The following is a 15,274-nucleotide window of genomic DNA, read 5'->3' on the forward strand; positions in this document are numbered from 1 at the left end:
TGCAACCATGAATTTTCAACTTCAACCTTTAAACATACAGCCAGAAAACCTATTAACAATTAATCAATACCAAAAACCAGAACTTTAATCATTCATTAACCAATTTTTAACTCAATATATTATAAAGTGCCATTCAACCTAAATATTTTGCATTTCAAATTATTATCTACACAGTTTAGAAGTTTTTTTTGATCTTTAACAACATAAACACGGCAACCCTTTTAAGCTTGGTCGCTTAATTATGCACATGTTTATACCCCCGGCTTACGGTAATTCAATTGTCATTAAATAGGATTAATAGCAACCATAAATGTTAATTGAATTTACAATAACAACATGTTATCAAAGCAAATAAAAGGTGGTGCTATTCTATCGTATGCAACAATATTTCTAACCAATATTGTTGGCATCCTGCTTACTCCATTTATCATTAGGTCCTTAGGTGCTTCAGAGTATGGTCTCTATACCATGATAGGTGCTTTTATTGGGTATATGAGCGTATTGGACCTAGGGCTTAACAATACCATAATAAGGTTTGTGGCAAAGTACCGTGCCGAAAACAACAAAAAGGAAGAAGCCAACTTTCTGGCCCTGTGCTTTATAATGTATGCCATTATCTCATTGATTATTGTAGTTGTTGGCCTTGTATTATACTTTAACATTAACGGGCTGTTTGGAGATACCATGAATGCCGAAGAACTAAGGAAAGCCAAAATAATGGCCGGCATTTTAATATTCAACCTTTCTATTACCCTGCCCGGGGGCGCCTTTACCGGAATATGTAATGGATATGAAGAATTTATTGCACCAAAAACAATTAGCATTATACGCTACATTATCCGCTCGGTATTGATTGTTGCCATTTTGCTCATGGGAGCAAATTCTATTGGCATTGTAATAGTAGATACGTGTATGAACCTGCTTTTTATGGCCAGTGTGGCCTATGTTGTTTTTAAAAAGCTGAAAGTAAAAATACGCTTGTACAAGTTTGATAAAGTTTTGCTGAAAACAATTTTAGGGTATTCCATTTGGATTTTTATCTTCAGTATCGTTAATCAGCTTAGGTGGCAATTTGGGCAGGTTATCCTTGGCCTGAACTACGAGACGGCCATTGTGGCCATTTATGCGGTAGGGGTAACCTTGGGGACTTATTATGGCGCTTTTTCGGGGGCCATTTCTTCTTTATTTCAGCCTAAGGCAATGAAAATGGTAGTAAAAAACGAGCCCAGCGTTATTGTTACCGATACGTTTATAAAAATATCTAGAATCCTACTGTTGGTTTTATTGTTTGTTTTTGGCGGTTTTATACTTACCGGAAAGCAATTTATTATACTTTGGGTAGGCAGCGAATTTACAGAAGCTTATAGCTACACCCTGCTTATCATGATCGGCCTTACGTTTATTCTAAGCCAGGGGTTTGCCAATAATATTTTACAGGCACACAACAAAATGACGTTCAGGGGGGTAACCCTAATTGTTACCACCTTGCTGGGCTTTATGCTGGGTTGGTATTACTCCCTTATTTATGGAGCATTGGGGCTTATAGTCTGCACGGTTGTTTTTATGTTTATAGAAAGGGCCTGCATTTGGTGGTATTTAAAAAAGAGCCTCGCTATTAATATGGCACATTACTTTTCCAGAACATTGCCACTTTTTATATCGTTTCTTGTTGCCATTGCCGTGGGATATCTATGCATTGCCCAAATACAAGGTTCGGGCTGGTACATTTTTTCAGTTAAAGTACTTATTTATTCCATGATCTATTTTACATGTATATACTTTTCTCTTGATGATTTTGAAAAGGAATTGATAAAAACTTCATTTAAAAAATTAAACACTATTAAAAGTTCTTAAAATGAACCCCGTAGATATCTCCATAATAGTCCCTGTTTACAATGCCGAAAAGCAATTGGAGAAATGCATTGCCTCTATATTGTCGCAAACCTTAAAAACCATCGAGGTTATTGCCGTTGATGATGGCTCTACGGACAACTCTAATAACATATGCGGGAAATTTAAAGAAGAAGATGCCAGGTTTAAATTAATAACACAAAAAAACAGTGGAAAACCATTTGCCGTTAACAAAGGCTATTTGGTAGCCAAAGGGGAATATGTTCTAATCTTGGACAGCGATGATTATATTGAACCCGACTTATGCAAAACAGCCCTTGCAATAGCCAAGGAACAAAATGTAGATATTGTAAATTACAATTACTTTTACCAGCAAAATGGTCGCTCTGAAAAAAGGAGCACTCCTTTCCCCAAGAACAACGTTCTTTCCAAAAACGATTTTTTGTCGCTTTTAAAAAAAGATTCCCATGCTTCTAAATTGTTATGGTTTACATGGACCAACCTAATTAAGAAGGAGCTTCTGGATAAAAACAACATCCGCCATGACGAAAATTTAAGGGTCGGCGTAGATTCTACCTTCAATTTACTCTGTTACCTAAACGCCAATGGAATTTATGCCATTGAGGATGCCTTCTATCATTATGTAAACAACCCCTTGTCTATTACACAAAGGCATTTTAAGCCCAACCTTACCAAGCATCTTTTAAATCAGTTTAAAAGTAAGCTGGACATATACCGGCACTATGGATTGACCGACAGGGAATATACAGTTGATTTTTCAAGATATTATATAGAGCATAGCTTGTTTTTTATATTGGTAAACGAGCTAAACCACCCCGATGGCTATCAATTAAAAAGGATAAAAGCATTACGTAACAACGAAATGTACCAATATTGTTTTCGGTTTTATAAAGCTTCCGGTAACATCCCGATCAGGTTGAGGCTCGTTATCTTTTGCTTTAAAAATAAAATATACTTCCCCATAAAGCCATTACTAAAGTTTTAATATGATACATAAACCAACCATATTATTTGTTCATCCCGACTTAAGGGGTGGCGGTGCCGAAAAGGTACTTGTTAATTTATTGAATTCCATAGATTTAACCAAGTACGATGTAACGCTGTTGACTTATTTTGAAGAAGGCATCAATAGAAACGGGCTCGATCCAGCAATTAAGCAAAAGTTTATTTTCAAGAAAGTCTTCAGGGGGTGGTCGGTCATTCAAAAAATACTTACGCCAAGGCAATTGTTCAAATTGTTCATAAAGGGCAAATACAACGTAATCGTTGCATACCTGGAAGGCGTTCCAACCCGCATGGTAAGCGGTTGCCCGCACCAGGGAACAAAACTTATATCGTGGCTGCATATCGACCTTGAAAATTTTGGCATTGAAAAGGTATTTCAATCAACCAAAGAAATGGTTCATTGCTATGAAAAATTCGATGCCGTTGTTGCCGTTTCCAAGCGCTCCTTGGCTTCCTTAATAGAAATAGCAGACATTGACCGCTCTAAAGGATATGTTATCCATAATGTCGTGGAAACACAGTGGATACTGGATAACGGAAAGGAAAAAGTAACCAATATCGAGCTTGATCCCCAAACGGTAAACCTTTGCACCGTTGGAAGGCTTACCCGCCAAAAAGGCTATAAAAGACTGGTAAACGTAATGGGCCAAATAGTAAAGGTACATAGCAATGTTAAACTATATATTATTGGTGATGGCGAATTAAAAGATGAGCTGCTTGAGCTTATTGCCGAAAATAAATTGCAAGACCACGTTTATCTATTGGGCTTTCAGGGCAACCCGCATAAATATGTGGCCAAGTGCGACCTTTTTGTGTGTTCTTCTTTTGAAGAAGGATACAGTACGGCCGTTACAGAGTCGGTTATATTGGGCACCCCGGTATTAACCACCGCCTGTGCCGGAATGGACGAAATACTGGACGACGGGAATACGGGAATGATTGTGGAAAACTCCGAAGATGGTTTGCATAACGGTTTGTTGAACCTATTGGAAAACCCAGATTTAATAAATCTTTTTAAAGAGAAAACACAGTTAAAATCTACATACTACCAAAATCTAAACAATGCCGGAAAAGTAGAAATGCTTTTTGATACACTGCTAAAATGATACTAAAATGGATGCAATAATAAAAGCCGACCTATATAGGTACCAAGCAAGTACCGGCCGTAAACAGTTGATTAAAAAACTACTGAACCCTGCATTTTTGTATACCTTCTTATACAGAAAAACGGCAAAATATAGTGGTTCGTCAATACAAGGCATCTTTTTTAGAATATTAAAACGCCATTTTGGATATTTCTATGGAGTACAAATACCGCCAACCACCAAAATAGGCGGCGGCCTGTTTATTGGCCATGTGGGCAATATTGTATTAAATCCCGATGCTGTTATTGGCAACAATTGCAATATTGCACAAGGGGTTACCATTGGCCAGGAAAATAGGGGTCAAAAAAAAGGGGCACCCAAAATTGGTAACGAAGTATGGATTGGTGCCAATACGGTAATTGTTGGAAACATAACCATTGGAAACAATGTTTTAATAGCCCCCAACTGCTTTGTGAATTTTGATGTGCCCAACAATGCCGTGGTGATAAGTAGCCAATGTAGTATACACCCAAAGGAAAATGCAACCGAAAACTATATCGACTTTAAATATGTAACGCCATGAAACATCCCTTTTTTACTATTGTCATGCCCGTATATAAGGTCGAGAAATATATTGAAAGGTGTATTTTAAGTGTTCTTGGCCAAACATATACAAATTTTGAGCTGCTTATTGTAGATGATGGATCGCCGGATAAAAGCAGGGAAATAGCCAAAGGATATGCAAAAAAAGATGACCGGGTAACAATCCTGAGCAAACCCAACGGTGGCTTGTCTGATGCAAGGAACTACGGTATTGACCGTGCAAAAGGAGATTACCTATATTTTATTGACAGCGACGATTGGATTGAAAACAATCTGCTGGAGACCATTGTGCACAAAATAACCGTCTCACCTGCCGATATATATGTTTTTGGCTATTTTCTGGATACCGAAACCGATAACGGCAAATTGCTTCAGCAACAAAAAATAGCCTACAAAAATGCTCATTTTTTAAGGACATTGACATCGCCTCCGGAATTATCGGCGGAACTCCTCAATTTATTGGGCTATGCATGGAACAAAGTATATTCTAAAAAAATAATAGATACGTATAATCTCCGCTTCGATAAAGGAATTTCCCTTGTAGAAGATATGCTTTTTAACTCTAGGGCCTATTGTAAAGCAAGTGCGGTAATTATTATAAAAGAACATTTATATCATTATATCAACAGAAATGTAGAAACACTTATAAAAACCTACCATAAAGATTCTTTCGACCTTATTTTGAAAAAACACAAGGCCATTGAAGCTTTTCTTAACAACTGGAACTATACCGAAGCAGCTGTTAACAAAGCACTGGCCCATAACCTCGTTCTTGGTATACAATATTGCATTAACAACCTGTTGCTCTATGAAAATAACTTAACGGCTTCAGAAAAAAAAATGTACATCGACCAAATGTTTCAAAATACCGAAACAAAGAAATACATCAACTGGTATGTCCCGGTGTCTAAAATTGATTTCATCTACAAAAAAATAATCAAATACAGATTGGTAACCTTAACAATGTATCTAAAGACATGGAAAAAGACAGCATAATTAAAAAAATAAAAAAGGGGATTTCTTTTGAGACCAAAGTACGGTTGCACTTGGCAAAGCTAAAATATTCGGGCTCAAAAAAACCTTTCTTTCGTTTCAACAATAAAAAGTCCCGCGTTTATATTTTTTTGGCAGCCGATTACGGAAACCTTGGCGATGTGGCCATTACCTATGCCCAACATGCATTTTTAAAGCAATGTTTCCCGGAACGGCAGGTTATTGAAATTCCCATAAGCAAAACCTTGCAAGGATTAACAATGGTAAAAAAACTGGTTACGCCCAACGATATAATAACTACTGTTGGCGGTGGGAACATGGGCGACCTTTACCACCAAATAGAATATTTTAGGCAGTTGGTAATAGAAGCATTTCCGAACAACAAAATAGTGTCTTTTCCTCAAACAATAGATTTTTCTATTGCTCCCGACGGAAGAAAAAAGTTGGACACCGCAAAAAAGGTGTATGGCTCTCACCAACATTTAACCTTAATAGCAAGAGAAGAAAAATCGTATCGCTTTTTTAAAGACAACTTTCCCAACAACAAAGTATTGCTATTGCCCGATATTGTTATGACATTAAACAGGACAATTCCCAAATATAAAAGGGAAGGAATTATTATTTGCCTACGGGAAGACAAAGAAAAGAAACTAAATCCCGCACAAGAAAAACAATTAATCGAGTACACTAAAAAAAGGTTTAAACTCCATAATTATTACGATACCCATGTAGGCGGAACGCAGCTTTCCATGAAAAAAAGGCTGACAGCACTTTTTGCCATCTGGGAGGCCTTTAAAAAGGCAGAACTTGTTGTTACCGACAGGCTGCACGGAATGATTTTTTGTCATATCACCAATACCCCTGCCCTGGTTTTCCTTAACAACAACCATAAAATAATCCAGTCTTACGAATGGATAAAACACAATAAAAAAATAACATTGATAAAAGAGTATGATTTTGCCGCAATACCCAAAGCCATGGATTTGGCCATTAACGGGGAAGAAAGCAAACAAATATCACTGATAAACAATTACAAAGATTTTAAAGACCTTATTAAATAACCAACTATGTTCGACCTTTTTCCCATAGAAAAATATGGTACCGTTTTTTATAATATGCAGGCGGCCGTAATACTCCTTACGGTATTCCATACGCAGATTATGGACTATCAGGATAAAAAGGTTCAACAATACCTTGGGCTTATTGGCTGGCCATATGCCCTGTTTATACTATTCTTTATTGGGTTAAGGCCCATAAGCGGGGAATTTATAGACATGACCACTTATGCATATATGTTTCAACGGGAAATTTCCGGAAGTCCCATAGATATCGGTAGCGATTTTGGTTTTGGCTTTTTAGTAAAGTTTTCGGCCTTGGTTACCACGATTAATGGTTTCTTTTTTATCTGTGCCTGTATTTATATTTTGCCATTGGCCGTAGCATGCAGGAGGTTTTTTAAAAATTACTGGATCTATTGCTTTATTGCCCTCGTTGCTTCATTTTCATTTTATGCCTATGGTGTAAACGGCATTAGAAACGGAATGGCCACATCAATTTTTATTTTGGGGCTTTCATACCACAAAAAGCCCATTGTTTCGGGGTTAATTGTTTTTCTATCGTGTACCTTCCATCAATCTATGTACTTGCCTACCGCCGCTTATGTGATTACATTCTTTTTAAATTTTCCAAAGGCATATTTAATTGCATGGTTTGCGGCAATTCCACTTTCGTTGGTCTTTGGTTCACTGTTTATTATGATATTTACAAGCTTGGGTTTTGCCGACGACCGCTTAAGTCAATATTTATTGGCCGATGTTGATAAAAGTGCTTTTTCGAATACAGGTTTTAGATGGGATTTTTTATTGTACAGTGCCACCGGAACATTTGCCGGATGGTATTTTATTTTCAAGAAAAAGTTTACCGACAAAATGTATCATCGTATTTATGGCACCTATTTAATATCTAATGCTTTTTGGATTTTGATAATTACGGCCAATTTTTCAAACAGGTTTGCCTATTTGTCTTGGTTTATGTTGGCCGTGGTAATTTTTTATCCTTTTCTTAAAAAAAGGTTTTTTAATTATCAACATCAGGTTTTAGGTATTGTTTTATTGATGTATTTCCTCTTTACCTATTTATTGAATTTTGTAAAACCTAATCTATAGTCTAGTTATGCATTTAAGTATTGTAATACCTGTTTATAATGTTGAAAAGTATATTGAAAGATGTATACTGTCTACGCTAAAGCAGAATTTGGACAAAAACGATTATGAAATAGTAGTAGTTGATGACGAAACCCCCGACAACAGCATGGAAATAGTTAATAAGCTGACCAAAAAACATACCAATATTAAAACTGTTTCCCAAAAAAACAAGGGACTTGGCGGTGCAAGAAACACGGGGGTAAACCATGCCGAAGGAACGTATGTTTTGTTTTTGGATTCTGATGATTACTTAAACGAAAATGTTTTAAAAGAGATTATTACAACAGCCCTTGACAACAATTTGGACATCTTAGATTTTGGCGCACAGGGAATACAGGAAGATGGCAAGGTAATCTATACCGTAAAACAACTATTAACAGGCAAAGCCTATTCTGGAGCCGAATATTTTAGCCACGGCTATCATCAATCGGCTTGCGTTAGGCTCTATAAAAAGGCGTTTTTACAAAAAAACAAACTTCAATTTAGGGAAAAGGTATATGTAGAAGATGTTGAGTTTAACTTTAAAGCTGTTTTTCTGGCAGAAAAAATTATGGGAGTAAACACCATTGTTTCCAGTTTTGTGCAAACCACGGGATCTATTACCAGAAGCCACAATGAGTTAAAAAACAAAAAATTGGTCACCGATATTTTAGATGCAATTAAAAAAATAGATTGTTTTAGCAAAGATATCATCACTAAAAATTCCGTTGCTTATAAAAAAAGTAGGGAAAAGGTAAACGAGCAAACCATTACATTACTAAAGATACTTTTTACAAAAACCAAAGACTATTCCTTTTTTAAAGAAATAATCTGTCAGTTAAAAAATATAAATCTATATCCTTTGCAGTTTAGGTCTACAAATAAAAAAAGAGAACTTTTTAAAGTTTTTTCTAACAATGAATGGCTTTTTAGCCAATTTTACAAAGCTAAGCCTCATAAAAAATGAAAGATACTTTTTTAATAGTAACCACAGTTCCACAGTCTTTAAATTTTTTTAGGGGGCAAGTTCAGGTGTTAAAAAAACGTTTTAATGTAGAAGCAGTTTCAAGCCCCGGAGAACGATTGCAAAATTTTGAAGAAACCGAAAAGGTAAAAACATACGCCATAACTATTAAAAGAGAAATTTCATTATTAAACGATATTCAAAGCTTGTACAAACTATATAGGCTCATAAAAAAAATACAACCAAAAGTAGTTCATGGCAATACCCCAAAAGGGGGGTTGCTTAGTATGCTGGCATCGTATTTTAATAAAACCCCGATCAGGATTTACTTTTTACACGGTTTGCGCTACGAAGGCACATCGGGCATTAAAAGAAAATTTTTAATGTGCATGGAACGGATTGCCTGCAATTGTGCCACACATGTATTTTCTGTAAGTCATGGCGTAAAAAGTACGCTATACAAGGATAAAATAACTTCCAAACCGGTTGAAATTATATGGAATGGGAGCATTAACGGAATCAATACAGAGGTTTTTAATCCCGATAATGTAGTAACAGCCCAAATTAAAGGAGTAAAATTTACAAAGGAGAACATTATTTTTGGATATGTAGGCCGACTTGTGGGCGACAAAGGCATTAACGAGCTCGTATCGGCATTTTCTTCCCTTTATGACGAATACTCACATATCCGACTGTTATTGGTAGGTATATATGAAGATATTCAGGATCCTGTATCACACAAAATAAAGGATCAAATAAAAACACATCCCGGAATATTTCACGTAGGGTACCAAAAAGATGTAAAACCCTTTTTAAAATTAATGGACATCTTTACATTTCCATCATACAGAGAAGGTTTTGGAATTGTATTAATGGAAGCTGCCGCCATGAAAACGCCCGCCATATCTTCAGATATTACGGGTTGTAATGAAATTATACAAAATGATTATAACGGAATTTTAATTCCGCCAAAAAACATGGAAGCCTTGATGAAGGCCATGGAAGAAATTATAACCCATCCTGAAAAAATAACAATTTTAAGCAATCAGGCAAGAGATTGTGTTATAAACAAATACAATCAAAAAACTCTTTGGAATAAAGCATTGTCTACATATAGCGATATCTGTAAATAACGAAGCCTCCCCAAACCTTGAATAGTGATTAGGGGTTAGTTAATTGTTAATGGTTAATTGTTATTAGGGAATAGGGAAAAGTGATTAGGGGTTAGTTAATTGTTTTATGTTAGCGATATTTAAAACCTGAAACTTGAACCTTCTAAACTCTCAACTCTAAACTAGAAAAACCCTTTCTTCATTAACTTATTGACTCATTACTTTATGTGACTTCTCCTTCGTCGAAGTGACTGGAACTTTACTCGTTGTTAGTTGAATCTTTGCAACTTTGAACCTTTGCAACTCTGTCCCTCTGTAACTTTGATTCTCTCACCTCTCAACAAAATAGCGTCATAGCATCGTAACAACATAACAGCATATCAACAAACTCAAGCTCCTTCGCCAATGCGGTAATAATTAAAGCCTAATGTGTCGAGTTTTTCTTTGTCAAGTATCCTTCTTCCGTCAAAGACAAAGGCAGGCTTCAACATGTTTTTATAGATAGTTTCCCAGTCGTATTTTTTAAACTCGTCCCATTCAGTTAAAACGGCAATGGCATGCGCTTCTTTGGTAGCTTCAACGGGTTCTTTTACAACGGTAACCAGTTTCCGGTTTTCTTCTTCGGTACGGGTATTAAGGTAATCCAGATCGGCATAAATACGTTCTTCGGATACTTTTGGGTCGTATACCACAATTTCGGCCTGTTCATCCAACAGGGCATCGGCTACATAAATAGCGGCCGATTCACGGGTATCGTTTGTATCCTTTTTAAAGGCCCATCCGTAGAAAACAATTTTTTTACCGGAAACGGTGTTGTACAGTGAGCTAACAATATTATTGGCAAACCTTCTTTTTTGATAGTCGTTTATAAGGATAACCTGCTCCCAGTAATCGGAAACTTCATTTAAACCATATGTTTTGGCAATATATACAAGGTTGAGGATATCTTTTTGAAAACAAGAACCGCCAAATCCAACAGAAGCATTTAAAAATTTAGGGCCAATTCTACTATCTAGGCCAATTGCCTTAGAGACTTCTTGTACATTGGCATCGGTTTTTTCGCAAAGTGCAGAAATAGAATTAATAGACGAGATACGCTGTGCCAAAAAGGCATTTGCTACCAGTTTGGAAAGCTCGGACGACCATATGTTGGTTTTTAAAATTTTATTGTCGGGCAACCAATGCCCGTAAATAGCGGCAAGGGCATCTTTGGCCTCTGTTCCCGAGGGGGTATCGTCTCCACCAATAAGAATCCTATCTGCATACAACAAATCGTTAATGGCAGTCCCTTCTGCCAGAAACTCGGGATTTGACAAAATTTCAAAATTTACATGGTTTCCCGTATTATCCAAAATGTTTTTTATGGCTTGGGCCGTGCGTACCGGTAGGGTAGATTTTTCCACTACAATTTTATCGGTTTTTGCAACTTTGGCAATATTGCGGGCACACAATTCGATATATTTAAGGTCTGCTGCCTGCCCTTTACCTTTACCATAGGTTTTGGTAGGAGTGTTTACCGAGATAAATATCATGTCTGCCTCATCAATGGCCTTGTCTATTTGGGTAGAAAAAAATAGGTTTTTACCTCTGGTTTCGGCAACAATCTCTTTTAGTCCGGGTTCGTAAACGGGTAAATTATCCAGGTTCTTATCGTTCCATGCATCAATTCTTTTTTCGTTAATGTCTACAACGGTAACTTCTATACCTGGGCATTTATAAGCAATTACAGACATGGTGGGCCCGCCAACATATCCTGCACCGATACAGCAGATTTTATTTATTTTTTTCACGTTATTTTTTTTGAAAGTAATTTATTATAGAATCGTGGGTTTTATAATAATTGCAACAAGTTTACATTGCCACAAATAAAAAAGACGATACAAATATAAAGTCTTCTTGGAAACTACTCTATTAAATTTATGATAATCGACAATGAACTTCATTTGTTCTTTAAAATGGCGTTTCTGTAAGAGAATTACGATATCAATGCGAATAAAGCAAGAAGAAATGCATATAAAGACGATAAAATACCATTTTTTTAACGTTTTGTTTACAAAAAAGTAGTTAACCGAATTTAATCCGTCGTTCACCGAATTAGCAATTTGTTCATTGAATACTTTATTACTTTTACACTGTTCTTTTTTGATATTTAATTGATTAATAGCAACGTATTGATTTAATATTGAAAAAGCTTATACTTATCTGGCAATCAAATTGCTATGTAACTTCATCTTAAGTTTTTATTCTTATTATTTCGGTGCATTTAAAAAACAAGGGGCAATTGCTTTTTTGTTTTTGCCAACCAACCAAAATCTTACTTTCTCGCTTAACTCTTATGAAAAAGATAAGAGTAAAATGATTGCAACAAACAAAAAAATATGGTTATCATCACCACACTTGGGCGGCACCGAACAAAAATATGTAGCCGAAGCTTTTTCAACCAATTGGGTAGCGCCTTTGGGCCCAAATGTAGATGCTTTTGAAGAAGCCATAGCCTTATATTTAAAAGAAGATGTGCATGTGGCCGCTGTAGCTTCGGGTACTTCTGCAATTCATTTAGCGCTTGTACTGTTAGGCGTTGGTCCTGGAGACGATGTGCTTTGCCAGAGTTTTACCTTTTCGGCATCTGCCAACCCGATTTTGTACCAAGGTGCCAACCCCATTTTTATAGACAGCGAAGCGGATACCTGGAACATTTCGGCAGCATTATTGGAAGAAGCAATTATAAAAAGGATACAAAAAAACAAAAAACCAAAAGCAATAGTGGCAGTCCATTTATATGGAATGCCTTACGATGCCTTGGCCATTAACCAAATAAGCAAGAAATACAATATCCCGGTAATTGAAGACAGTGCAGAAGCATTGGGGAGCGAATATCTTGGCATAAAATGCGGAACACTTGGAGATATATCCATTTTATCGTTCAACGGAAACAAAATTATTACAACTTCCGGGGGCGGGGCACTTGTTACGCAAAATAAGGAATTAAAGAAAAAAGCCGTTTTTCTGGCAACACAGGCTAGGGACAATGCACCTCATTATCAGCATTCCGTGGTTGGTTACAATTACCGTATGAGCAATGTTGTAGCCGGAATAGGAAGAGGACAGATGGAAGTGCTTAACGACCGCGTATTGGCAAGAAGGAAGAATTATCAATATTACCGTGAACGTCTTGAAAATATACCGGGTATTTATTTTTTAAGGGAACCGGAAGGAACGAAGTCCAACCGATGGTTGACCACAATTCTTTTAAATTCCTACGAAGAAAGGGAAAGAGTACGCTTGTGCCTGGAAAATGAAAACATAGATTCCCGGCCTTTATGGAAACCCATGCACCTGCAACCGGTATTTAAAAATGCCCTTGCATATACCAACGGTGTATCTGAAATGCTTTTCGACAGGGGCCTCTGCTTGCCCAGTGGTTCTAACCTTGTTGAAGAAGACCTGGAAAAAGTAACCAACCTAATTAAAAATACCTTACTGAGATGATTTACAAATACCTAATTTCCAAAGCCCCGAGATATGCCTCCAAATGGCTGGTACTGGCTATAGATATAATGCTGGTATTGATTACGCTCTTTTTGGTGTATTTTATACGTTTTCACTTAACGTTAAATTTTAATGTAGGCAGTTTTTTAAAAGAAATGCCAATTGTCGGGGTTCTGGCACTTATGAGTTTTTTAATTACAGGGTCTTATAAAGGAGTGATAAGGTATACGGGTGTAAAAGATTTAATGAAAATATTTTTGGCCACAATGCTTTTGGCCGTTTTAACATCGGTTTTTGTAGTAACCAATAAAGAACTGGCCATGGTTCCGGGAATTACCATCCCTAAATCCATTATAATAATGCACGCCTTTTTAAACTTTGTTGTACTGGCAAAAACCAGGCTTGTTTTTAAAATAGCCTACCAATACATTAACTGTAAGTTAAAGTCTACAAAGCATATATTGATATACGGTGCAGGAGAATCGGGGATTATGACCCACAATGCGCTGGTTAATAATATGGACCAAAAAAATAAAGTAGTAGCGTTTATAGAAGATAGCGAAGACAAAATAGGAAACAGCATAAACGGGACCAAAATAATAGGAAGGACTTCTGTAAACGAAGCTTTTATAAAAAAGCATCAAATAAACGAAATTATAGTAGCCATTCAAAATACTTCATCTTCAACACTGAGAAAGAACATAGATGAATTAATTGATGTTGTGCCCAATATAAAAGTGGTGCCGCCCATTGATAAATGGATGAACGGCGAACTGAGCGTCAATCAAATAAAACCCATTCAACTGGAAGATTTGTTAGACAGAACGCCCATCAATATTGAAAATAAGGAGCTTAAAAAGGAGTTCGACGGAAAAGTATTGCTTGTTACCGGGGCGGCGGGATCCATAGGGAGCGAGATATCCAGACAATTATCGGCTTTTAATTTTAAGAAGCTCATCTTGGTAGATATTGCCGAATCTGCCCTATACGACCTTCAGCAGGAATTAAAACAGGGCGGGGTAAACAATTTCTATCCCATTGTAACCGATGTCAGGGACCAACACGCACTGGAAAGTGTTTTTGAAACCTATAAACCCAATATTATTTTTCATGCAGCAGCATACAAGCACGTACCCTTAATGGAACACAATCCTTATGAGGCCGTAAAAATTAATGTTGGCGGGACACGCATTGTTTCTAAAATGGCATTAAAGTATAAAGTGGACAAATTTGTATTTGTTTCTACCGACAAAGCCGTAAACCCAACCAATGTAATGGGCGCTACCAAACGTACTGCCGAGATTTATATTGGAAGCCTCCAAAAAGAGTCCAAGCACACAAAATTTATAACCACAAGGTTTGGAAACGTTTTGGGGTCTAACGGATCGGTAATCCCGTTATTTAAAAAACAATTGGAAAAAGGCGGGCCGCTAACCGTTACCCATAAAGATGTAACGCGGTATTTTATGACCATCCCCGAAGCCTCGCAATTGGTCTTGGAGGCCGGAACAATGGGGCAGGGAGGAGAGATTTTTATTTTCGACATGGGCGAGAGTGTAAAGATCATGAGCCTGGCAAAAAACATGATCCGTCTTTCTGGACTACGCTATCCGGAAGATATAGACATAAAAATTACCGGACTTAGGCCCGGGGAAAAACTCTATGAAGAACTTTTGGCCAATGGCGAAAATACCTTGCCGACATACCACGAAAAAATTATGATAAGCAAGGTAAAAGAGATGGACTACGAAAAACTAAAAGCCAGAATAGATGCTCTTTGTATTTTAAACTTATATCACGACAAAAATATTATTGTAAAGAAACTCAAGGAGATTGTGCCCGAATTTGTATCCAAAAACTCCGATTACGAACATTTGGACACCAAAGTACTGCAAACCACCATGCCCAATTATACCATATTGCAATCGCTAAACTTTGTTCCCCATAGTTACAATTTATAATACTTGC

At 36.8% G+C, this 15,274-nt stretch carries 12 protein-coding genes; 11 read left to right on the forward strand and 1 reads right to left on the reverse strand.

Annotated features, from left to right (window positions below; genetic code table 11):
• The first annotated feature begins 336 nt into the window (after positions 1-336).
• Genes PSF86_RS04950 through PSF86_RS04990 form a run of 9 tightly spaced genes read left to right on the forward strand, consistent with a single transcriptional unit; the run spans position 337 to position 9,838 of the window.
• Positions 337-1,854, forward strand: a complete 1,518-nt coding sequence (locus tag PSF86_RS04950; RefSeq protein ID WP_277898949.1) for a lipopolysaccharide biosynthesis protein — start codon at positions 337-339, stop codon at positions 1,852-1,854.
• 1 nt (position 1,855) lies between these two features.
• Positions 1,856-2,857, forward strand: a complete 1,002-nt coding sequence (locus PSF86_RS04955; protein WP_277898950.1) for a glycosyltransferase — start codon at positions 1,856-1,858, stop codon at positions 2,855-2,857.
• 1 nt (position 2,858) lies between these two features.
• A complete protein-coding gene (locus PSF86_RS04960) occupies positions 2,859-3,983 on the forward strand; it encodes a glycosyltransferase (RefSeq protein WP_277898951.1) in 1,125 nt (374 codons plus the stop codon).
• Between the two features lie 7 nt (positions 3,984-3,990).
• The gene (locus PSF86_RS04965) at positions 3,991-4,545 is read left to right on the forward strand and encodes a serine acetyltransferase (protein WP_277898952.1); all 555 of its coding nucleotides are present in this window, start codon (positions 3,991-3,993) and stop codon (positions 4,543-4,545) included.
• Positions 4,542-5,561: a glycosyltransferase family 2 protein gene (locus PSF86_RS04970; protein WP_277898953.1), complete on the forward strand. Its 1,020-nt coding sequence runs from the start codon at positions 4,542-4,544 to the stop codon at positions 5,559-5,561. Before PSF86_RS04965 ends, PSF86_RS04970 begins: the two co-directional genes overlap by 4 nt.
• Complete coding sequence (locus tag PSF86_RS04975) at positions 5,543-6,619, forward strand: polysaccharide pyruvyl transferase family protein (protein ID WP_277898954.1); 1,077 nt, start codon at positions 5,543-5,545, stop codon at positions 6,617-6,619. The genes PSF86_RS04970 and PSF86_RS04975 overlap by 19 nt, the downstream gene beginning before the upstream one ends.
• 6 nt (positions 6,620-6,625) lie before the next feature.
• Positions 6,626-7,723, forward strand: coding sequence for an EpsG family protein (locus PSF86_RS04980; protein ID WP_277898955.1), 1,098 nt, complete (start codon positions 6,626-6,628; stop codon positions 7,721-7,723).
• Positions 7,724-7,730: 7 nt separating this feature from the next.
• Complete coding sequence (locus PSF86_RS04985; RefSeq protein ID WP_277898956.1) at positions 7,731-8,708, forward strand: glycosyltransferase family 2 protein; 978 nt, start codon at positions 7,731-7,733, stop codon at positions 8,706-8,708.
• Entirely contained in the window at positions 8,705-9,838 is a 1,134-nt protein-coding gene (locus PSF86_RS04990) for a glycosyltransferase family 4 protein (protein ID WP_277898957.1), read from the forward strand. Before PSF86_RS04985 ends, PSF86_RS04990 begins: the two co-directional genes overlap by 4 nt.
• Positions 9,839-10,206: 368 nt before the next feature.
• Here the strand turns inward: PSF86_RS04990 and PSF86_RS04995 are convergent, their stop codons facing one another.
• Positions 10,207-11,607: a nucleotide sugar dehydrogenase gene (locus PSF86_RS04995; protein ID WP_277898958.1), complete on the reverse strand. Its 1,401-nt coding sequence runs from the start codon at positions 11,605-11,607 to the stop codon at positions 10,207-10,209.
• Between the two features lie 565 nt (positions 11,608-12,172).
• On the opposite strand from PSF86_RS04995, the gene PSF86_RS05000 reads away from it, so the two are divergent.
• Positions 12,173-13,306 (forward strand): DegT/DnrJ/EryC1/StrS family aminotransferase, encoded by a 1,134-nt coding sequence (locus PSF86_RS05000; protein WP_277898959.1) that lies wholly within the window; start codon positions 12,173-12,175, stop codon positions 13,304-13,306.
• Positions 13,303-15,267 carry a polysaccharide biosynthesis protein gene (locus PSF86_RS05005; protein WP_277898960.1) on the forward strand — a complete coding sequence of 655 codons (1,965 nt, stop codon included), beginning with the start codon at positions 13,303-13,305 and terminating at the stop codon, positions 15,265-15,267. Before PSF86_RS05000 ends, PSF86_RS05005 begins: the two co-directional genes overlap by 4 nt.
• Positions 15,268-15,274: the final 7 nt, after the last annotated feature.

The organism is Galbibacter pacificus (assembly GCF_029603165.1).
Lineage (GTDB): Bacteria > Bacteroidota > Bacteroidia > Flavobacteriales > Flavobacteriaceae > Galbibacter > Galbibacter pacificus.